We start from the raw sequence: 20,234 nt of genomic DNA, 5'->3' as shown, positions 1-20,234 counted from the left end.
CCGGGCCCTCTGGTTTTTCGCGAGCAAGCTCGCTCCTACAGAGGCAGGGCCGTTACAGCCAACCGTATTCAGCCATCGACAGCGGGTCACCATCGCCCACGATGATGTGGTCCAGCACCCGCACATCCACCACGTCCAGCGCCTTTTGCAGCAGCTTGGTCAATTTTCGATCAGCCGCGCTGGGCTCCGTGCTTCCCGACGGATGGTTATGACACAGGATCAATGCCGCCGAGTTGTACGCCAAGGCGCGCTTGACCACCTGTCGCGGGTAGACAATCGCAGCGTCGATCGTGCCTTGGGACATGACCTCGAACCCTAGCACCCGATGCTTGGAGTCCAGGAACAGGCAGCCGAAGATCTCATGGGGCTCATGGCGCAGCAGTGCCTTGAGGTACTCGCGCACGGCCAGCGGGTTTTCCAGCACAGAGTCAGCCCGCAAGCGCTCGGCCAGGTGGCGCCGGGACATCTCAAGCACCGCCTGCAACTGGGCAAACTTCGCCGGCCCCAGCCCCAGATGCTGGCTGAACAACGTCTGGCTGGCCTCCAGTAACGGGCGCAGGCCACCGAATTGGGCCAACAGATGGCGCGCCAGATCCACCGCACTTCGGCCGGCCACCCCCGTACGCAGGAAGATCGCCAACAGCTCGGCATCAGACAGGCTCGCCGCGCCGCCTTCCAATAACTTCTCCCGTGGACGCTCTGCCACGGGCCAATCACGAATACTCATCCCACCTCCCTGTATCTGCTCCGCTGTTGCCCGGCGGGCGCTGTGTTATCGTAGGGCCCTCTTTTTTGCCTGCGATTTCACCTGGGGAGGGGTCATCGCAGGTGTCATTGAACTGGCATCACTGAACTGGAAAGGCAAACCAATGCAGCGTCTGTATCGGAAACGCATCGTTCTCGGCGTCGGCGGCGGCATTGCCGCCTACAAGAGCGCAGAGTTGGTTCGCAGGCTCCTGGACCAGGGCGCCGAAGTGCGCGTGGTCATGACCCGTGGTGGCAGTGAGTTCATCACCCCGCTGACCATGCAAGCGTTGTCCGGCCACCCGGTTCACCTCGACCTGCTGGACCCGGCCGCAGAAGCCGCCATGGGCCATATCGAACTGGCCAAATGGGCCGACCTGGTGCTGATAGCCCCGGCCACTGCCGACCTGATCGCCCGCCTGGCCCAGGGCATTGCCGATGACCTGCTCACCACTCTGGTATTGGCCACCGACGCCACCGTCGCTATCGCACCGGCCATGAACCAGGCCATGTGGCGCGATCCGGCCACCCAGGCCAATACCCAACTCCTGCAAACCCGCGGCCTCAAGGTGTTCGGCCCGGCTTCCGGCAGCCAGGCCTGCGGCGACGTCGGCCTGGGCCGCATGCTCGAAGCCACCGACCTGGCGCAGTGCGCAGCCGAGTGCTTCCAGCATCTGGCCCTGACCGGCAAGCACGTGCTGATCACCGCCGGCCCGACCCAGGAAAACATCGACCCGGTGCGCTACATCACCAACCATAGCTCAGGAAAAATGGGCTTCGCGTTGGCAGAAGCTGCGGTCGAGGCAGGCGCACGGGTCACACTGATAACCGGCCCGGTACATTTGCCGACCCCTGATCGCGTTACGCGTATCGACGTAGTCAGCGCCCGGGACATGTTGGCGGCCTGCGAAGCCGCCATTCCCTGCGACCTGTTTATCGCCTCGGCAGCGGTTGCGGATTACCGACCCGAGGTCGTGGCCCCGCAGAAGCTCAAGAAAGACCCTACGAGCGGCGACGGCCTGCTCCTGCAAATGGTGCGTAACCCGGACATCCTGGCCACCATCGCTACCCGTCCGGACCGTCCGTTCAGCGTCGGCTTCGCAGCCGAGACCGAGCACCTGCTGGACTACGCCGCACGCAAACTGAAAGACAAAAACCTCGACCTGATCGTTGCCAATGATGTCGCCAACCCGAGCATCGGCTTCAACAGCGAGGAAAATGCGTGCAGCGTGATCGACCGTGAATTGCACGCCACCCTTTTCGCCCAGACCAGCAAGGGCAAGATTGCCCGCCAACTGATCTCTTTTATCGCCCAACGGCTGAACCAGGTTTAATGTCCATGCATGCTTTACAAGCCAAGATCCTCGACCCACGCCTCGGCAACGACTTTCCCCTGCCGGCCTACGCCACACCGGGCTCCGCCGGCCTGGACCTGCGCGCCATGCTCAAGCAAGACACCGTCCTTGAGCCGGGCCAGACCATCCTGATTCCCACGGGCTTGTCGATCTATGTCGGCGATCCTGGCCTGGCGGCGCTGATCCTGCCGCGCTCCGGCTTGGGCCATAAACATGGCATCGTGCTAGGCAACCTGGTCGGCCTGATCGATTCCGACTACCAGGGCGAGTTGATGGTGTCGTGCTGGAACCGTGGCCAGACTGCTTTCAACATCGCCGTCGGCGAGCGCATCGCCCAACTGGTACTGGTGCCGGTGGTGCAGGCGCATTTCGAATTGGTGCAGGAATTCGACGAAACCCAACGTGGTGCAGGCGGTTTTGGGCATTCCGGCAGTCACTGACTAAGCTGAACGTGGCCGGGCGCAATCGACCGGCCACACACCGCCGCCCGGCCTTTCAGGATAAAGAATGCGCGGAAATGATCATCGAGATTTCTATAATGAAATCAAAGGATTAGGTAAAAATAATGCCGAGGCCGAAGCGCCGATGGCATTTTTACACCACGAACTCTCTGCCGAAAACGCCGTCATACCCTTCAGTTTGAGCCTGCCGGCCAGCCACATCAGGCCCGCCTTGCCCCCTTTCAGATGGAGTTTCCCCCGCGATGAGTACCGCAGCCCGCGTAGCCCCGACCTTTCCCGACAGCATTTTTCGCGCCTATGACATCCGTGGTGTGGTCCCCAAGACCCTGACCGCCGAAACCGCCTACTGGATCGGCCGCGCCATCGGCTCCCAGAGCCTGGCCCAAGGCGAACCCAACGTCTCGGTAGGCCGTGACGGCCGCTTGTCCGGCCCGGAGTTGGTCGAGCAACTCATCCAGGGCCTGGCTGACAGCGGCTGCCATGTCAGCGACGTCGGCCTGGTGCCAACCCCCGCGCTGTACTACGCCGCCAACGTACTGGCGGGCAAATCCGGGGTCATGCTCACCGGCAGCCACAATCCGTCGGATTACAACGGCTTCAAGATCGTCATCGCTGGCGACACCCTCGCCAATGAACAGATCCAGGCTCTGCACACCCGCCTGAAGACCAACGACTTGACCAGCGGCACCGGCAGCATCACCAAGGTCGATATCCTCCAGCGCTACTCCGATGAAATCACTCGCGACGTCAAGCTCGCCCGCCGCTTGAAAGTCGTGGTGGACTGCGGCAACGGCGCAGCGGGTGTGATTGCCCCGCAATTGCTCGAAGCCCTGAACTGCGAAGTGATCCCACTGTTCTGCGAAGTAGACGGCAACTTCCCCAACCATCACCCGGACCCAGGCAAGCCGGAAAACCTGGTAGACCTGATTGCCAAGGTCAAGGAAGTGGGCGCCGACGTCGGCTTGGCCTTCGATGGCGACGGCGACCGTGTGGGCGTGGTGACCGAAACCGGCGAGATCGTGTTCCCGGACCGCCTGTTGATGCTGTTTGCTAGAGACGTGGTTGCGCGCAATGCCAACGCCGAGATCATCTTCGATGTGAAATGCACTCGTCGCCTGACGCCATTGATCAAGGAATACGGTGGTCGCCCGCTAATGTGGAAGACCGGTCACTCGTTGATCAAAAAGAAAATGAAGGAAACCGGCGCGCTGTTGGCCGGTGAAATGAGCGGTCACGTGTTCTTCAAAGAACGTTGGTTCGGGTTTGACGATGGTATCTACAGTGCCGCTCGCCTGCTGGAGATCCTCAGCAAGGAGAAATCCACGGCCGAAGAGCTGTTTCAGACCTTCCCGAATGATATTTCTACGCCAGAGATCAATATCCATGTGACCGAGGAGAGCAAATTCAGCATCATTGACGCATTGCACGATGCGCAATGGGGTGAAGGCGCCAACCTGACCACCATTGATGGTGTGCGAGTCGATTACGCCAAAGGCTGGGGCCTGGTTCGCGCGTCCAACACCACACCGGTGCTGGTCCTGCGTTTCGAGGCGGATACCGAGGCTGAGTTGCAGCGCATCAAGGACGTGTTCCACGCCCAGTTGAAACGTGTTGCCCCTGATCTCCAATTACCGTTCTGATTTTTGCCCGGAGCCCTGAATGACCCTCGAACGCGAAGCCGCTGCCAACACCGCCAAGGTCCTGTCCGAAGCGTTGCCTTACATTCGACGCTACGTCGGCAAGACGCTGGTGATCAAGTACGGCGGCAATGCCATGGAAAGCGATGAGCTGAAAACCGGCTTTGCCCGCGACATCGTGCTGATGAAGGCTGTGGGGATCAACCCCGTGGTCGTCCACGGCGGCGGCCCGCAAATTGGCGACCTGCTCAAGCGTTTGTCGATCGAGAGTCACTTCATCGATGGCATGCGTGTCACTGACGCGCAAACCATGGACGTGGTGGAAATGGTCCTCGGTGGCCAGGTCAACAAAGACATCGTCAACCTGATCAACCGCCACGGCGGCAGCGCCATCGGCCTGACCGGCAAGGATGCGGAACTGATCCGCGCCAAGAAACTGACCGTGACCCGCAAGACGCCGGAGATGACCCAGCCGGAAATCATCGACATCGGCCAGGTGGGCGAAGTCATCGGCATCAATACCGATTTGCTCAACCTGCTGGTCAAGGGCGACTTCATCCCGGTAATTGCGCCGATCGGCGTGGGTGCTAATGGCGAGTCCTATAACATCAACGCCGATCTGGTAGCCGGTAAGGTGGCGGAAGCACTGAAGGCTGAAAAACTGATGCTGCTGACCAACATCGCCGGCTTGATGGACAAGGAAGGCAAGGTACTGACCGGCTTGACTACCCAGCAGGTAGACGACCTGATCGCCGACGGCACCATCTACGGCGGCATGTTGCCGAAGATCCGTTGCGCACTGGAAGCCGTGCAGGGCGGCGTCGGCAGCTCGCTGATCCTGGATGGCCGCGTGCCAAATGCAATACTGTTGGAAATCTTCACCGATACCGGTGTCGGTACGTTGATCAGTAACCGCAAGCGCCCTTGATCGCTGCAAAGCAAAAGGCCCCGCTCAATTGAATTGAGCGGGGCCTTTGTTTGTACACAGTTCAAATGTGGGAGCTGGCTTGCCTGCGATGACGACAGTACATGCAAAAATGCACCGCCTGACACACCGCTATCGCGGGCAAGCCCGCTCCCACAGGATTCAGTGTCAGACGCCGAACTGCTCGCGGTATGCACGCACAGCCGGCAAATGTTGCTTGAGCTGCGGGTCGTCTTCCAGGAACTGCAATACCTGGTTCAACGACACGATGCTCACCACCGGAATGCCGAAGTCACGCTCCACTTCCTGGATCGCCGACAATTCACCGTTGCCACGCTCCTGGCGGTTCAAGGCGATCAGCACACCGGCAGCCTTGGCGCCGTCCTGGGAAGCGATGATCTGCATCACTTCACGGATAGCAGTACCCGCGGTGATCACGTCATCGATGATCAGCACATCGCCGGTCAATGGCGCGCCTACCAGGCTGCCACCTTCACCATGGGCCTTGGCTTCCTTACGGTTGAAACACCACGGCAAGTCCTGCCCGTGATGCTCCGCCAGGGCTATCGCCGTCGCCGCTGCCAGGGGAATACCCTTGTAGGCCGGGCCAAAGAGTACGTCGAAGGAAATACCGCTCTCAACGATGGCTGCCGCATAGAAACGGCCCAGCTGAGCCAGGGCCGAACCTGAGTTGAACAGGCCCGCATTGAAGAAGTACGGGCTGGTGCGCCCGGACTTGAGGGTGAACTCACCGAAGCGTAAAACGCCGCGATCGATGGCAAAACGAATGAAATCGCGCTGATACGCCTGCATGAAAAAAGCCTCAGATACCACGGATTTAGCTAATTGGGTGGACGGCGTGTATCATACACGCACGCGATTTTTGGGGCCATTTATGCGGATCATCAGTGTGAACGTTAATGGTATTCAGGCTGCAGTCGAGCGTGGTTTGCTCAGTTGGCTGCAAGCACAGAATGCCGACGTCATCTGCCTGCAGGACACCCGTGCCTCCGCCTTTGAACTGGACGACCCAGCCTTCCAACTGGATGGCTACTTCCTTTATGCCTGCGATGCCGAAGTGCCCACCCAAGGTGGCGTGGCTTTGTACTCGCGGTTGCAACCCAAGGCGGTCATCAGCGGCCTCGGCTTCGAGACAGCCGACCGCTACGGGCGTTACCTGCAAGCCGATTTCGACAAGGTCAGCATCGCGACCTTGCTGCTTCCTTCCGGGCAGAACGGCGATGAAGACTTGAACCAGAAATTCAAGCTAATGGACGATTTCGCCCGTTACCTGGATAAGCAGCGACGCAAACGTCGCGAGTACATTTATTGTGGCTCGCTGTACGTGGCGCAACAGAAACTGGATATCAAGAACTGGCGCGACAGCCAGCAATCCCCGGGTTTCCTGGCGCCAGAACGCGCCTGGATGGACGAGATTGTCGGCAACATGGGCTATGTCGATGCCCTGCGTGAAGTCAGCCGCGAAGGCGACCAGTACAGCTGGTGGCCAGATAACGAACAGGCTGAGATGCTCAACCTGGGCTGGCGTTTCGACTACCAGCTGCTGACCCCAGGTCTGCGCCGGTTCGTACGCAGTGCACGCCTGCCGCGCCAGCCGCGCTTCTCGCAGCACGCGCCGCTGATCGTGGACTACGACTGGACATTGACCATCTGAGGTCTTTTTCCAGGTACAAAAAAACCGACAGTGATGTCGGTTTTTTTGTGGCCGCCCGGTTACTTGACCAGGCGCCAGGTCCACGGATAGCGATAGGCAATGCCTTTGTTGGCCTTGATACCGGCGATGATCGTCAGTATCAACGCACCAATCACCAGCACGGTCATCAGCAAGAAGCCAACGACCACGAAGCCCAGCAACAGGCACACCAGCCAGGCGATCGCCACGGTGATCTGGAAATTCAGCGCCTCCTTGCCCTGGTCATCGATGAGCGGGTCCATGTCCTTCTTGAACTGCCACAGGATCAACGGCCCCAGCAAGCTGCCGAAGGGGAATACCAACCCCAGGAATGCCGCAAAATGACACAACATTGCCCACTGGCGTACTTCCTTGGACGGTGCCGGAACCGGCAACTGGCTGTCATTCATGGCGTTTCTCCTTGGGCCGGCTCAGTCAGCCAGCGCGGCGTTCTGCAATTCAAAGATTTCGGTCATGCCTTTCTGGGCCAAGGCCAGCATGGCGTTCAGCTCAGCCGGCTGGAATGGCGCGCCTTCGGCAGTGCCCTGCACTTCGATGAAACCACCGGTGCTGGTCATGACCACGTTGAGGTCGGTCTCGGCGGCCGAGTCTTCTAGGTAGTCGAGGTCCAGCACAGGCTCGCCCTGGTACATGCCAACAGACACAGCGGCGATCATCTGCTTGAGCGGGTCACCCGCTTTCAGGCCGCCACGCTTCTTGATGACTTTCAAAGCGTCGACCAGGGCCACCATGGCGCCGGTGATGGACGCCGTGCGGGTACCGCCGTCAGCCTGGATCACGTCGCAGTCGACGTAGAGGGTGACGTCACCCAGCTTGGACATATCCAGGGCGGCACGCAGGGAGCGGCCGATCAGGCGCTGGATTTCCAGGGTACGCCCGCCTTGCTTGCCACGGCTGGCTTCACGCTGGTTACGCTCGCCAGTGGCGCGCGGCAGCATGCCGTATTCAGCGGTCAACCAACCCTGGCCCTGGCCCTTGAGGAAGCGCGGCACGCCGTTTTCGACGCTGACAGTGCAGATGACCTTGGTATCGCCAAACTCGACCAGTACGGATCCCTCGGCGTGTTTGGTGTAGTTGCGGGTGATGCGGATCGAGCGGAGCTGATCGGCAGCGCGACCACTTGGACGTTTCATAGGGGATACCTGTACTGAGGACGAAAAACTGCCGACCATTATAGAGCCGCAAGCCGGTTCGGGGCACTTCTAAAAAATCCGGTTACCAATGCCCGGGTTTGGGCGCCTACCTCCCACTGCGCTACAATCCTGCGCCTCCAGACTGTAGGAGCGAGCCTGCTCGCGAAAAACGCCAACAATTACGGGGGCTTCCTGATTCAGCGCGGCGCCCTTGCGTTCTTCGCGAGCAAACTCGCTCCTACAGGTCGGCCTGGCCAATTTCTATTTATCCAACGCGAGGTACCTCCATGGTCCACAGCATGACCGCCTTCGCCCGTGTCGAAAAAGCCGGGGCCCAAGGCACCCTCAGCTGGGAACTGCGCTCGGTCAACAGCCGTTACCTGGAGCCGCACCTGCGCCTGCCAGAGTCATTCCGCGACCTTGAAGGTGCCGTGCGTGAAGCGCTGCGCCAGGGCATCTCCCGCGGCAAGCTGGAATGCACTCTGCGCTTTACCGAAGAAACCACCGGCAAGCCGCTGCAGGTCGACCGAGACCGCGCCGCCCAACTGGTGGCCGCGGCCGAAACCATCGCCGGCCTGATCAAACAGCCGGCCGCATTGAACCCTCTGGAAGTATTGGCCTGGCCCGGCGTGCTGGTGGCCGACGCGGCAGACCCACAGGCCTTGAATGCCGAAGCCCTCGCCCTGTTCAACCAGGGCCTGAAGGAGCTCAAGGCCGGCCGTGAACGCGAAGGCGCCGAACTGGCGCGCCTGATCAACGAGCGGCTGACCTCGATCGAAGCCGACGTAGTGACCCTGCGCGAATTGGTACCGCAGATGCTCGCCACCCAGCGCCAGAAGGTCCTCGACCGCTTCACCGACATGAAGGCCGACCTCGATCCGACGCGCCTGGAACAGGAAATGGTCCTGCTCGCGCAGAAGAGCGACGTGGCCGAAGAACTTGACCGCCTGAGCACCCATATCCTTGAAGTGCGCCGCGTACTCAAGTCCGGCGGTGCCGCCGGTCGGCGCCTGGACTTCCTGATGCAGGAACTCAACCGCGAAGCCAATACACTGGGCTCCAAAGCGTTCGACCCGCGCAGCACCACGGCGGCGGTCAACCTCAAAGTGTTGATCGAGCAAATGCGCGAACAAGTACAGAATATTGAGTAAGGCACCCTCCATGACCCACAGCACCGGCACCCTTTACATCATTTCCGCCCCTTCGGGCGCGGGCAAGAGCAGCCTGGTCAAGGCCTTGACCGACGCTGACGAGCAGATCCGCATTTCGGTCTCGCACACCACCCGCGCCATGCGCCCGGGCGAAGTGGACGGCGTGCACTATCACTTCGTCGAGCGTACCGAGTTCGTCAAGATGATCGAACACGGTGACTTCCTGGAGCGCGCCGAAGTGTTCGGCAACCTCTACGGCACCTCGCAGAGCCACCTGCAACAGACCCTGGACGAAGGCCACGACCTGATTCTGGAGATCGACTGGCAGGGCGCCGAACAAGTGCGCCAACTGATGCCCAAGGCGCGCTCCATCTTCATCCTGCCGCCCTCGCTCCAAGCCCTGCACCAACGCCTGACTAACCGCGGCCAGGACAGCGATGAAATTATCGAAGGTCGCATGCGTGAGGCCGTCAGCGAAATGAGCCACTACGTCGACTACGACTACCTGATCATCAATGACGACTTTACCCACGCATTGGATGATTTGAAGGCGATTTTCCGCGCCAACCAACTGCAGCAAAAGCGCCAACAGCAGCGTTTCGGCAAATTACTCGCCGAATTGCTCGGTTGATTGGCGCTTCCCAAAACAGCTGCAAGGGCCTTACATTGGCACTTGTAGCGGTTTTGCGAAGGCCTGCGAAAAATCAGCGCTTCCCTAAACGCTGGTGATTTTTTAAACTGCTCAGTCCGCTCGCCCAACCGGGCAGCGCGCATCTTGCATTCGCTCCGAGGAATACCATGGCCCGCGTAACCGTTGAAGACTGCCTAGAACACGTGGATAACCGCTTTGAGCTGGTCATGCTCTCTACCAAGCGTGCCCGTCAACTGGCCACTGGCGGCAAAGAGCCTCTGGTCCAGTGGGAAAACGACAAGCCTACCGTTGTAGCCCTGCGTGAAATCGCTGAAGGCCTGATGAGCTACGAGTTCATCGCCAACGCCGAAATCGTTGAAGACGAACCGCTGTTTGCAGCGTTCGAAGGCGAGTCCAACGAGGACGTCTAAGCCTATGCCTGGTCGACGTAGCACGGCGCGGGGTCACAGCCATCGGCAGGAGTTCACACTTTGCCGAGCATAGACGCCCTCGCCGATCGCTTATCGGCCTACCTCGGCGCAGACCAGGTCAACCTGGTTCGCCGAGCGTATTTCTACGCCGAACAAGCCCACGACGGCCAACGCCGACGTAGCGGCGAGGCGTATGTCACCCATCCTCTTGCGGTGGCCAATATTCTTGCCGACATGCACATGGACCATCAGAGCCTGATGGCCGCGATGCTGCATGACGTGATCGAAGACACCGGCATTGCCAAGGAAGCGCTCAGTGCGCAATTTGGCGAAACCGTGGCCGAACTGGTCGACGGGGTCAGCAAGCTGACCCAGATGAACTTCGAGACCAAGGCCGAAGCCCAGGCGGAAAACTTCCAGAAGATGGCCATGGCCATGGCCCGAGACATTCGGGTGATCCTGGTCAAGCTGGCCGACCGGCTGCACAACATGCGCACGCTGGAAGTGCTGTCTGGCGAAAAGCGCCGGCGCATCGCCAAGGAAACCCTGGAAATCTATGCGCCCATCGCCAACCGGCTGGGCATGCACGCCATTCGTATCGAATTCGAAGACCTGGGCTTTAAAGCCATGCACCCCATGCGTTCGGCGCGCATCTACCAGGCGGTCAAGCGCGCACGGGGCAACCGCAAGGAAATCGTCAACAAGATCGAAGAGTCCCTGAGCCATTGCCTGGCGATTGACGAAATCGAGGGCGAGGTCAGCGGCCGGCAGAAGCACATCTACGGCATCTACAAAAAGATGCGCGGCAAGCGTCGGGCCTTCAACGAGATCATGGACGTCTATGCGTTCCGGATCATCGTCGACAAGGTCGATACCTGCTACCGCGTACTGGGAGCTGTACATAATTTGTACAAGCCCCTGCCGGGCCGCTTCAAGGACTACATCGCAATTCCCAAGGCCAACGGCTACCAGTCGCTGCATACCACCCTGTTTGGCATGCACGGCGTGCCGATCGAGATCCAGATCCGCACCCGCGAAATGGAAGAAATGGCCAACAACGGCATTGCCGCCCACTGGCTGTACAAGTCCAGCGGCGACGAGCAGCCCAAAGGCACCCATGCCCGTGCGCGCCAATGGGTCAAGGGCGTGCTGGAAATGCAGCAACGTGCCGGCAACTCCCTGGAATTTATCGAAAGCGTGAAGATCGACCTGTTCCCGGACGAGGTCTACGTGTTCACGCCCAAAGGCCGGATCATGGAGCTGCCCAAAGGCTCCACGGCGGTCGACTTTGCCTACGCGGTGCACACCGATGTCGGCAACAGCTGCATCGCCTGTCGCATCAACCGGCGCCTTGCCCCATTGTCCGAACCGCTGCAAAGCGGTTCCACGGTGGAGATCGTCAGCGCACCGGGCGCTCGCCCGAACCCGGCCTGGCTCAACTTTGTGGTCACCGGCAAGGCACGTACGCATATTCGCCACGCGCTGAAATTGCAGCGCCGCTCCGAATCCATCAGCCTGGGCGAACGCCTGCTGAACAAGGTGCTCAACGGCTTCGACAGCGCCCTGGACAAGATTCCGCAAGAGCGCGTGAAAGCGATGCTCCACGAGTACCGCCAGGAAACCATCGAAGACCTGCTGGAAGACATCGGCCTGGGCAACCGCATGGCCTACGTGGTTGCGCGCCGCCTGCTGGGCGAAGGCGAACAGTTGCCGAGCCCCGAAGGCCCACTGGCGATTCGCGGCACCGAGGGCCTGGTGCTCAGCTACGCCAAATGTTGCACGCCGATCCCGGGTGACCCGATTGTCGGCCACTTGTCCGCCGGCAAAGGCATGGTGGTGCACCTAGACAACTGCCGCAACATCACCGAAATCCGCCACAACCCGGAAAAATGCATCCAGCTCTCGTGGGCCAAGGATGTCACCGGCGAATTCAACGTCGAACTGCGAGTGGAGCTGGAACACCAGCGCGGCCTCATCGCCCTGCTGGCCAGCAGCGTCAACGCCGCCGACGGCAATATCGAGAAAATCAGCATGGACGAACGCGATGGTCGCATCAGCGTGGTCCAACTGGTGGTCAGCGTGCACGACCGCGTGCACCTGGCCCGCGTGATCAAAAAGTTGCGCGCCTTGACCGGTGTGATCCGCATCACCCGCATGCGTGCATAACCGATCCATTACAAGGAGTCATTCATGACCAAGACAGTTATCACCAGCGATAAAGCTCCAGCCGCCATCGGCACTTATTCCCAGGCGATCAAGGCGGGCAACACCGTCTACATGTCCGGCCAGATCCCGCTGGACCCAAAGACCATGGAACTGGTTGAAGGCTTCGAAGCCCAGACCGTACAGGTCTTTGAAAACCTCAAGTCCGTGGCTGAAGCTGCCGGTGGTTCGTTCAAGGACATCGTCAAGCTGAACATCTTCCTCACCGACCTCAGCCACTTCGCCAAGGTCAACGAGATCATGGGCAAGTACTTCGAACAACCTTACCCAGCCCGCGCCGCCATCGGCGTCGCCGCCCTGCCAAAGGGCGCACAGGTTGAGATGGACGCCATTCTGGTCATCGAGTAAAACACCCGGCGCAGCCCAAACAGGCTGCGCCGACTTCGTTTCAGAAGGATTTCGTAATGCGCAAAGCGCTTGTAGCCTCCTCGTTGCTCGCCCTGTTGCTCGGCGGCTGTGCCAGCAACCCCGCCGACCTGGATGTAAGCGGTACCTGGATCAACCAGGCCGCCATCGACGCGGCAGCCAAGGGCGGCCCTTTGCGTGAAGCCCTGCAGTCCTATGGCCCCAACCTCGAGTGGGAGGTCAACACCAAGGCTTTGCAGGCGCGCTACTACAACGGTTTTGAAGTGGCGGAAGGCAAGTTGTCGGGTGAAAAGCCCGGCGCGTGGAGCGTGGACTTCTATGGCAGCTCAGCCACCGAACTCAAGCGCAAAGGCAAGCAACTGCTGCAAGTGGCCAACGACAATGAGCCCGAACAGCTGTTTGCCCGCGCCAAAGAACCCGCACCGGAAGGCGCGCCACTGGGCGCCACCTTCGAGCGCGCGCTGTATGCGGCCTATATGGGCGGCGACTGGAAGATCAGCGACGGCACCGGCAGCGGTGCCACGGTGCAGTTCCAGGCAGACGGCAAGGTCGCCGGCCTGCCGGGGGTTGATCGCTATTCACTCTGCCTGGCAGGCGATTGCGCCTCCATGAGCGGCGGCTACGACAGCATCTGGCTGCAACTGGACGGCCAGGGCAACCCATGGATCTTCACGCGCAAGGGTAAGCAACTGGAGATCTTCCAGGCGATCAATACCGCGCAGGCCGATGAAGTGCCTTCGTTTACGCCAGGCCCTCGCCAATGGTTGCTTGAGAAGTAATAAAAGCCTCGCCCAAATCCAAATGTGGGAGCTGGCTTGCCTGCGATGACGGTATTACANTTGATATACCGCTATCGCAGGCAAGCCAGCTCCCACATTTTTTGCCGCGCTTCAGCCTTTCAGAATCGCCGCATAGCCTTCCCGGTAAGTCGGGTATGTCGGCGTCCAGCCAAGCGCCTTCATACGTGCATTACTGCACTGCTTGCTCCCCGCACGCCGCACACTGGCGTCCTCGGCCCATTCGGTCACACCCAGGTACTCGCGCAACCACGCCACCACCTCGGCCAGTGGTGCCGGCGCATCGTCAACGCCGATATAGACCTTGTCCAGCGAACCGCCCTTCTCCACATGCCGCAGCAAAAAGGCGAGCAGGCCCGCGGCGTCATCGGCGTGGATACGGTTGCCATACAACGGCGGGTCAACCGCTACGCGATAGCCTTGGCGAACCTGAGTGAGCAGCCATTCCCGACCCGGGCCGTAAATCCCGGTCAGTCGCACGATGGTCGCTGGAATACCGCTGTTGAGCGCCACCTGTTCAGCTTCCAGCATCACCTGCCCGGAATAGCCCTTCGCTTGCGTCTCGGACGTTTCGTCGACCCACTCGCCGTTTTGCTGCCCATACACACTGCTGCTGGAGACAAACAGCAAATGCTTGGGCGTCTGGCCGTAGTCTTCCAACCACTCCAACACATGCTGCAACCCTTGCACGTAGGCGGCGCGATAGCCGGCCTCGTCGTGGTCGGTGGCAGCGGCGCAGTACACCAGATAATCCACCCCGCCGATCGGCCAGGTGTCCGGGCAGTCCTTTTTGAACAGGTCGCCGGCGATGCCGATCACCCCGTCGGGCAGGCGCGAAATATCGCGGCGCAGGCCGTGAACCTCCCATTCCGAGGCCAGCAATTGGCTAGCCAGCCGACTACCCACATCACCGCAACCGGCAATCACAACAGAAGGCACAGACATCACAAAACTCCATTCTCAAAGGCGCAGATTAGCCGCGCGAGTGGATCAACGGCCAGTAAAAAGCGAAATAAAGTAACAGTGCCACTTTAGTTAACAAGAATTACTTGCAATAATAACCGCCCATTTGTCCTCGACCCTAAATGGTCTGGAAGGACGATCACCCATTTTTTCTCTCAGGTCCGGCCAGCATGACACGTCATACAACCCCCGCTTCGCCAACCAAGCTTCACAGCCCCTCCCGCGCCTGGCGTGCGATTGCTGCGATGCTGTTCAGCGTATTGCTGGCACCGACCGCCGCATTCGCTGACGCCACTGCCCCAGCCGCTCCGGCAGCTGCCGAGCAAAATGCCGCTACTGCGGCAACGCCTGCCGTCGCGCCAGTGGCCACCGACCCGGCCCAGGCCGCCGGCGCCGCCGCACCTGCCGACGAAACCGGCGTGGTGCTGGAAGAAGACAACACCCTGGGGATGGCCCACGACTTGTCCCCATGGGGCATGTACCAGAATGCTGACGTGGTGGTGAAAGCCGTAATGATCGGCCTGGCCATTGCCTCGATCATCACCTGGACCATCTGGATTGCCAAAGGCTTCGAGCTGTTGGGCGCCAAGCGTCGTCTGCGCGCTGAAATCGTCCACCTGAAAAAAGCCACCACCCTCAAGGAAGCGAGCGAAACCGCGACCAAGAAGGGCACCCTGGCCAACCTGCTGGTGCACGACGCACTGGAAGAAATGCGCCTGTCGGCCAACACCCGTGAAAAAGAAGGCATCAAGGAGCGCGTCAGCTTCCGCCTTGAGCGCCTGGTGGCCGCCTGCGGCCGTAATATGAGCAGCGGCACCGGCGTACTCGCTACCATCGGTTCCACCGCACCCTTCGTCGGCCTGTTCGGTACCGTGTGGGGCATCATGAACAGCTTCATCGGTATCGCCAAAACCCAGACCACCAACCTCGCCGTCGTTGCCCCCGGCATCGCCGAAGCCCTGCTGGCTACCGCCCTGGGCCTGGTTGCCGCAATTCCTGCGGTGGTCATCTACAACGTCTTCGCCCGTTCGATCGCCGGCTACAAGGCTCAGGTATCGGATGCGTCGGCAGAAGTCCTGTTGCTCGTCAGCCGTGACCTCGATCACCTGCCTACCGAGCGCAGCTCGCAACCGCACATGGTGAAAGTGGGGTAATCGGCCATGGGCCTGCATTTGAATCAAGGCGACGACGAACTCGTCGAGAACCACGAAATCAACGTCACGCCGTTTATCGACGTGATGCTGGTGCTGCTGATCATCTTCATGGTGGCGGCACCGCTGGCAACCGTGGACATCAAGGTGGACCTGCCTGCCTCGAGCGCCAAGCCGGCGCCGCGGCCGGAAAAACCGATCTTCCTCAGCGTCAAGGCGGACCAACGCCTGTTCCTGGGCGAAGAAGAGGTCAAGGCTGAAACCCTGGGGCCGGTGCTGGATGCCAAGACCGAAGGCAAGAAAGACACGACCATCTTCTTCCAGGCCGACAAAGGCGTGGACTACGGCGACCTGATGAGCGTGATGGATGCCCTGCGGGCAGCCGGCTACCTCAAGGTAGGCCTGGTCGGACTTGAGACGGCAGCCAAGAAATGATCACGACGCGCCACAAACTGACGCGTTATGGCACCAGCCTCGCCGTCGTGCTGGGCGTGCATGCCGTCGCGATCATCATCGCGCTCCAATGGTCCGCGCCGCAGGCGATTCAGCTGCCACCCGCCGCCATGGTCATCGACCTGGCGCCGCTGCCAGCACCGCCGCCGCCTCCAGCGCCGCCCAAGGTCGTTGCGCCGCCGCCACCACCGGTCGAAGAGCTGCCCCTGCCGAAGCTGGCCGAGGCGCCCAAGCCAACGATCCAGGTGCCCAAGCCGGTCAAGCCCAAGCCCAAGCCACAACCGCCAAAACCGGTGGAGAAGAAGCCCGAGCCGCCCAAGGAGAAAACCTCCGAGGAGCCACCGAGCGAAACGCCGCCGAGCAACGCACCTGCGCAGAAGTCCGCCCAGCCTACACCGGGCCCGTCGGCACAGCAGCTGGCCGCCCAGGCATCCTGGCAAAGCACGTTGCTGGCGCATCTGCAGAAGTACAAGAAGTACCCGCCCGGCGCCCAACGCAGTGGCAAGGAAGGTATGAACCGCTTGCGCTTCGTGGTCGATGGCGAAGGCAATGTGCTGTCCTACGAACTGGAAGGCCGCTCCGGCAACGCCGACCTGGACCGTGCAACCCTTGAGATGATCCGCAAGGCTCAGCCGCTACCCAAGCCACCGGCAGACCTGTTGAAAAACGGCAGCGTCGAACTGGTCGCGCCGTTCGTCTACAACATCGACAAGCGTCGCCGCTGAGAGAGCACTGTGGGAGGGGCTTGCTCCCTCCCACATTCGCTTTAATACCTCAGTAAAATTCCGATATTCCCCACTCAATCCCCAGCAAAGTTCTGATAACGTGCGTCTATCGATTGCAGCCGGTATGCTTGGCCCGCAACCTCATGGACGCCCGCTATGACTCTCACAGAATTACGCTACATCGTGACCCTCGCCCAAGAACAGCACTTCGGCCATGCCGCCGAGCGTTGCCACGTCAGCCAGCCGACGCTGTCGGTGGGTGTGAAAAAGCTTGAAGACGAACTCGGTGTGCTGATTTTCGAGCGCAGCAAGAGCGCCGTGCGCCTCACCCCGGTGGGCGAAGGCATCGTTGCCCAGGCGCAGAAGGTCCTGGAGCAGGCGCAAAGCATTCGCGAACTGGCCCAGGCCGGCAAGAACCAGCTGACCGCGCCGCTCAAGGTCGGCGCGATCTACACGGTCGGCCCCTACCTGTTCCCGCACCTGATCCCGCAACTGCATCGCGTCGCACCGCAGATGCCGCTGTATATCGAAGAAAACTTCACCCACGTGCTGCGCGACAAACTGCGCAACGGCGAGCTGGACGCGATCATCATCGCCCTGCCCTTCAACGAAGCGGACGTGCTGACCCTGCCGCTCTACGACGAGCCGTTCTACGTGCTGATGCCGGCCTCCCACCCGTGGACCAAGAAGGACACCATCGACGCCGGCCTGCTCAACGACAAGAGCCTGCTGCTGCTCGGTGAAGGCCACTGCTTCCGCGATCAGGTGCTGGAAGCCTGCCCGACCCTGACCAAGGGCAACGACGGCGCCAAGCACACCACGGTGGAATCCAGCTCCCTGGAAACCATTCGCCATATGGTCGCTTCCGGCCTGGGTATCTCGATCCTGCCGCTGTCTGCGGTAGACAGCCATCACTACGCCCAGGGCGTGATCGAAGTGCGCCCACTCACGCCGCCGGTGCCGTTCCGTACCGTAGCGATTGCCTGGCGCGCCAGCTTCCCGCGCCCCAAAGCGATTGAGATTCTCGCGGACTCGATCCGTCTGTGTTCGGTGGCCAAGCCGCCCGTTGCGAGCTAAGCCACGGTATGACTGAGCTGTCGCAGGTGTCGGTGACGGCACTCAAGGGTGTCGGTGAGGCCATGGCCGAGAAGCTGGCCAAGGTCGGCCTGGAGAACCTTCAGGACGTGCTGTTCCACCTGCCCCTGCGCTACCAGGACCGCACCCGCGTGGTGCCCATCGGCCATTTGCGCCCTGGGCAAGACGCGGTGATCGAAGGCACCGTCAGTGGCGCCGACGTGGTGATGGGCAAGCGCCGCAGCCTGGTGGTGCGCCTGCAGGACGGTACCGGCGGCTTGAGCCTGCGCTTCTACCACTTCAGCAACGCGCAGAAGGAAGGCCTCAAGCGTGGCACCCGCGTGCGCTGCTACGGCGAGGCACGCCCTGGCGCATCGGGCCTGGAAATCTACCACCCGGAATACCGCGCCATTACCGGCGACGAGCCGCCACCGGTGGACACCACGCTCACGCCGATCTACCCGCTGACCGAGGGCCTGACCCAGCAACGCCTGCGCCAGTTGTGCATGCAAACCCTGACGATGCTTGGCCCGCAAAGTCTGCCCGATTGGCTGCCCCTGGAGCTGGCCCGCGATTATCAGTTGGCGCCCCTGGCCGATGCGATTCGGTATTTGCATCACCCGCCCGCCGATGCCGATGTGGACGAACTCGCCCTCGGTCATCATTGGGCCCAACATCGCCTGGCCTTTGAAGAACTGCTCACGCACCAGCTGTCCCAGCAACGCCTGCGCGAAAGCATGCGTTCCCTGCGCGCCCCGGCGATGCCCAGAGCCACGCGGCTGCCTGCGCAATACCTGGCCAACCTCGGCTTTGCGCCCACCGGCGCGCAACAGCGCGTGGGCAATGAAATCGCCTACGACCTCAGCCAGCAAGAACCGATGCTGCGGTTGATCCAGGGTGACGTAGGGGCAGGCAAAACCGTGGTCGCTGCCCTGGCCGCCCTGCAAGCCCTGGAAGCTGGCTATCAAGTGGCGCTGATGGCACCGACGGAAATTCTCGCCGAACAACACTTCATCACCTTCAAGCGCTGGCTCGAACCGCTGGGCCTGGAGGTGGCGTGGCTGGCTGGCAAGCTCAAAGGCAAGAACCGCGTGGCCGCCCTGGAGCAGATCGCCGCCGGCGCACCGATGGTGGTGGGCACCCATGCGCTGTTCCAGGACGAAGTGCAGTTCAAGAACCTTGCGCTAGTGATCATCGACGAACAGCACCGATTTGGCGTGCAACAGCGCCTGGCCCTGCGCCAGAAAGGCGTGGGCGGGCGCATGAACCCGCACCAGTTGATCATGACCGCCACGCCGATCCCACGCACCCTGGCCATGAGCGCCTACGCCGACCTCGACACCTCGATCCTCGACGAGCTGCCGCCGGGGCGTACGCCGGTCAACACCGTGCTGGTCACCGACACCCGGCGCGTCGAAGTGATCGAGCGCGTGCGCGGTGCCTGCGCCGAAGGCCGCCAGGCGTACTGGGTGTGCACCCTGATCGAAGAGTCCGAAGAACTGACCTGCCAGGCCGCCGAAACCACTTATGAAGACCTCACCAGTGCCTTGGGTGAGCTCAAGGTGGGGTTGATCCATGGCCGTATGAAACCGGCGGAAAAAGCCGCGGTAATGGCCGAGTTCAAGGCCGGCAACCTGCAATTACTGGTGGCTACCACCGTGATTGAAGTGGGCGTGGACGTCCCCAACGCCAGTCTGATGATCATCGAAAACCCCGAACGCCTGGGCCTGGCGCAACTGCACCAATTGCGCGGGCGGGTTGGCCGGGGCAGTGCCGCCAGCCACTGCGTGCTGCTCTATCATCCGCCACTGTCGCAGATCGGTCGCCAGCGCTTGGGCATCATGCGCGAAACCAACGACGGTTTTGTCATTGCCGAAAAAGACCTCGAACTGCGCGGCCCCGGTGAAATGCTCGGCACGCGCCAGACCGGCCTGCTGCAATTCAAGGTCGCCGACCTGATGCGCGATGCCGACCTGCTGCCCGCCGTGCGCGATGCTGCGCAAGCATTGCTCGAGCGTTGGCCCGATCACGTCAGCCCCTTGCTCAACCGCTGGCTGCGCCACGGCCAGCAATACGGCCAGGTTTGACCTCTTCCCTGTAGGAGCGAGCTTGCTCGCGAAAAACGCCAACGATGACGCGGACGCTCTGGATGATGGCGCCGCCAGGAAGGTCTTCGCGAGCAAGCTCGCTCCTACAGGGTAATCAGCACACCGCCAACCTCATCACAAACGCCACTTATCCGACCAACACCCGTATCAAGCTGGTTATACTCCAATGAATGTAAGAAATTGGATCAGGCC

At 61.1% G+C, this 20,234-nt stretch carries 20 protein-coding genes and 1 pseudogene; 16 read left to right on the top strand and 5 right to left on the bottom strand.

Translation table 11 applies throughout. The annotated features are described in order from the left end of the window. Window positions 1-52: 52 nt before the first annotated feature. A complete protein-coding gene (gene radC / locus ACTJLA_RS01340; RefSeq protein WP_057975297.1) occupies window positions 53-727 on the bottom strand; it encodes a RadC family protein in 675 nt (224 codons plus the stop codon). A gap of 142 nt (window positions 728-869) precedes the next feature. Here radC and coaBC point away from each other — a divergent pair, with 142 nt between their 5' ends. From coaBC to argB, 4 genes and pseudogenes are all read left to right on the top strand, one after another. Next, window positions 870-2,078, top strand: a complete 1,209-nt coding sequence (gene coaBC / locus ACTJLA_RS01335; RefSeq protein WP_003195481.1) for a bifunctional phosphopantothenoylcysteine decarboxylase/phosphopantothenate--cysteine ligase CoaBC — start codon at window positions 870-872, stop codon at window positions 2,076-2,078. A gap of 5 nt (window positions 2,079-2,083) precedes the next feature. Further along, window positions 2,084-2,539, top strand: a complete 456-nt coding sequence (gene dut, locus ACTJLA_RS01330; protein ID WP_054919777.1) for a dUTP diphosphatase — start codon at window positions 2,084-2,086, stop codon at window positions 2,537-2,539. A 254-nt stretch (window positions 2,540-2,793) separates the two neighbouring features. Continuing rightward, window positions 2,794-4,200: pseudogene (locus ACTJLA_RS01325) on the top strand (phosphomannomutase/phosphoglucomutase); the annotation flags it as partial. A 19-nt stretch (window positions 4,201-4,219) separates the two neighbouring features. Then, on the top strand, window positions 4,220-5,125 hold the full coding sequence (gene argB, locus ACTJLA_RS01320; RefSeq protein ID WP_003213275.1) for an acetylglutamate kinase: 906 nt from the start codon (window positions 4,220-4,222) through the stop codon (window positions 5,123-5,125). Between the two features lie 165 nt (window positions 5,126-5,290). Here argB and pyrE read toward each other — a convergent pair whose 3' ends face one another. Further along, window positions 5,291-5,935: an orotate phosphoribosyltransferase gene (gene pyrE / locus ACTJLA_RS01315; protein WP_034129093.1), complete on the bottom strand. Its 645-nt coding sequence runs from the start codon at window positions 5,933-5,935 to the stop codon at window positions 5,291-5,293. 82 nt (window positions 5,936-6,017) lie between these two features. On the opposite strand from pyrE, the gene ACTJLA_RS01310 reads away from it, so the two are divergent. Next, window positions 6,018-6,797: an exodeoxyribonuclease III gene (locus ACTJLA_RS01310; RefSeq protein ID WP_003195493.1), complete on the top strand. Its 780-nt coding sequence runs from the start codon at window positions 6,018-6,020 to the stop codon at window positions 6,795-6,797. Window positions 6,798-6,856: 59 nt separating this feature from the next. On the opposite strand, the gene ACTJLA_RS01305 is transcribed toward ACTJLA_RS01310, so the two are convergent. Both ACTJLA_RS01305 and rph read right to left on the bottom strand, forming a co-directional pair. Beyond that, window positions 6,857-7,225 carry a DUF4870 domain-containing protein gene (locus ACTJLA_RS01305; protein ID WP_003195495.1) on the bottom strand — a complete coding sequence of 123 codons (369 nt, stop codon included), beginning with the start codon at window positions 7,223-7,225 and terminating at the stop codon, window positions 6,857-6,859. A 21-nt stretch (window positions 7,226-7,246) separates the two neighbouring features. Further along, window positions 7,247-7,969, bottom strand: coding sequence for a ribonuclease PH (gene rph / locus ACTJLA_RS01300; RefSeq protein WP_003195497.1), 723 nt, complete (start codon window positions 7,967-7,969; stop codon window positions 7,247-7,249). A 287-nt stretch (window positions 7,970-8,256) separates the two neighbouring features. Here rph and ACTJLA_RS01295 point away from each other — a divergent pair, with 287 nt between their 5' ends. From ACTJLA_RS01295 to ACTJLA_RS01270, 6 genes are all read left to right on the top strand, one after another. Next, window positions 8,257-9,120, top strand: coding sequence for a YicC/YloC family endoribonuclease (locus ACTJLA_RS01295; RefSeq protein WP_003195504.1), 864 nt, complete (start codon window positions 8,257-8,259; stop codon window positions 9,118-9,120). 10 nt (window positions 9,121-9,130) lie between these two features. Then, on the top strand, window positions 9,131-9,751 hold the full coding sequence (gmk, locus tag ACTJLA_RS01290; RefSeq protein WP_019818119.1) for a guanylate kinase: 621 nt from the start codon (window positions 9,131-9,133) through the stop codon (window positions 9,749-9,751). 167 nt (window positions 9,752-9,918) lie between these two features. Then, complete coding sequence (gene rpoZ, locus ACTJLA_RS01285; RefSeq protein WP_003195508.1) at window positions 9,919-10,182, top strand: DNA-directed RNA polymerase subunit omega; 264 nt, start codon at window positions 9,919-9,921, stop codon at window positions 10,180-10,182. Between the two features lie 60 nt (window positions 10,183-10,242). Next, window positions 10,243-12,348, top strand: a complete 2,106-nt coding sequence (gene spoT, locus ACTJLA_RS01280) for a bifunctional GTP diphosphokinase/guanosine-3',5'-bis pyrophosphate 3'-pyrophosphohydrolase (RefSeq protein WP_127880347.1) — start codon at window positions 10,243-10,245, stop codon at window positions 12,346-12,348. A 24-nt stretch (window positions 12,349-12,372) separates the two neighbouring features. Beyond that, on the top strand, window positions 12,373-12,753 hold the full coding sequence (locus ACTJLA_RS01275) for a RidA family protein (RefSeq protein WP_003176922.1): 381 nt from the start codon (window positions 12,373-12,375) through the stop codon (window positions 12,751-12,753). A gap of 56 nt (window positions 12,754-12,809) precedes the next feature. Continuing rightward, a complete protein-coding gene (locus ACTJLA_RS01270) occupies window positions 12,810-13,550 on the top strand; it encodes a hypothetical protein (RefSeq protein ID WP_060763899.1) in 741 nt (246 codons plus the stop codon). 111 nt (window positions 13,551-13,661) lie between these two features. On the opposite strand, the gene ACTJLA_RS01265 is transcribed toward ACTJLA_RS01270, so the two are convergent. Next, window positions 13,662-14,513: an SDR family oxidoreductase gene (locus ACTJLA_RS01265; protein ID WP_127880346.1), complete on the bottom strand. Its 852-nt coding sequence runs from the start codon at window positions 14,511-14,513 to the stop codon at window positions 13,662-13,664. Between the two features lie 188 nt (window positions 14,514-14,701). Between ACTJLA_RS01265 and exbB the strand changes: the two genes are divergently transcribed. From exbB to recG, 5 genes are all read left to right on the top strand, one after another. After that, window positions 14,702-15,685, top strand: a complete 984-nt coding sequence (exbB, locus tag ACTJLA_RS01260) for a tonB-system energizer ExbB (RefSeq protein ID WP_034129097.1) — start codon at window positions 14,702-14,704, stop codon at window positions 15,683-15,685. A gap of 6 nt (window positions 15,686-15,691) precedes the next feature. Continuing rightward, the gene (gene exbD, locus ACTJLA_RS01255; RefSeq protein WP_314547504.1) at window positions 15,692-16,117 is read left to right on the top strand and encodes a TonB system transport protein ExbD; all 426 of its coding nucleotides are present in this window, start codon (window positions 15,692-15,694) and stop codon (window positions 16,115-16,117) included. Then, window positions 16,114-16,860, top strand: coding sequence for an energy transducer TonB (locus tag ACTJLA_RS01250; RefSeq protein ID WP_314547501.1), 747 nt, complete (start codon window positions 16,114-16,116; stop codon window positions 16,858-16,860). The genes exbD and ACTJLA_RS01250 overlap by 4 nt, the downstream gene beginning before the upstream one ends. A 156-nt stretch (window positions 16,861-17,016) precedes the next feature. Further along, window positions 17,017-17,937: a hydrogen peroxide-inducible genes activator gene (locus ACTJLA_RS01245; protein WP_003195523.1), complete on the top strand. Its 921-nt coding sequence runs from the start codon at window positions 17,017-17,019 to the stop codon at window positions 17,935-17,937. Window positions 17,938-17,945: 8 nt separating this feature from the next. Continuing rightward, the gene (gene recG, locus ACTJLA_RS01240) at window positions 17,946-20,021 is read left to right on the top strand and encodes an ATP-dependent DNA helicase RecG (protein ID WP_034129255.1); all 2,076 of its coding nucleotides are present in this window, start codon (window positions 17,946-17,948) and stop codon (window positions 20,019-20,021) included. Window positions 20,022-20,234: the final 213 nt, after the last annotated feature.

The sequence above is a fragment of the Pseudomonas sp. 22072 genome (assembly GCF_052046095.1).
Taxonomy (GTDB): domain Bacteria; phylum Pseudomonadota; class Gammaproteobacteria; order Pseudomonadales; family Pseudomonadaceae; genus Aquipseudomonas; species Aquipseudomonas paracarnis.
Note: the sequence above shows the minus strand (reverse complement) of the source record. Positions and strands in the feature narration are given on the sequence as shown.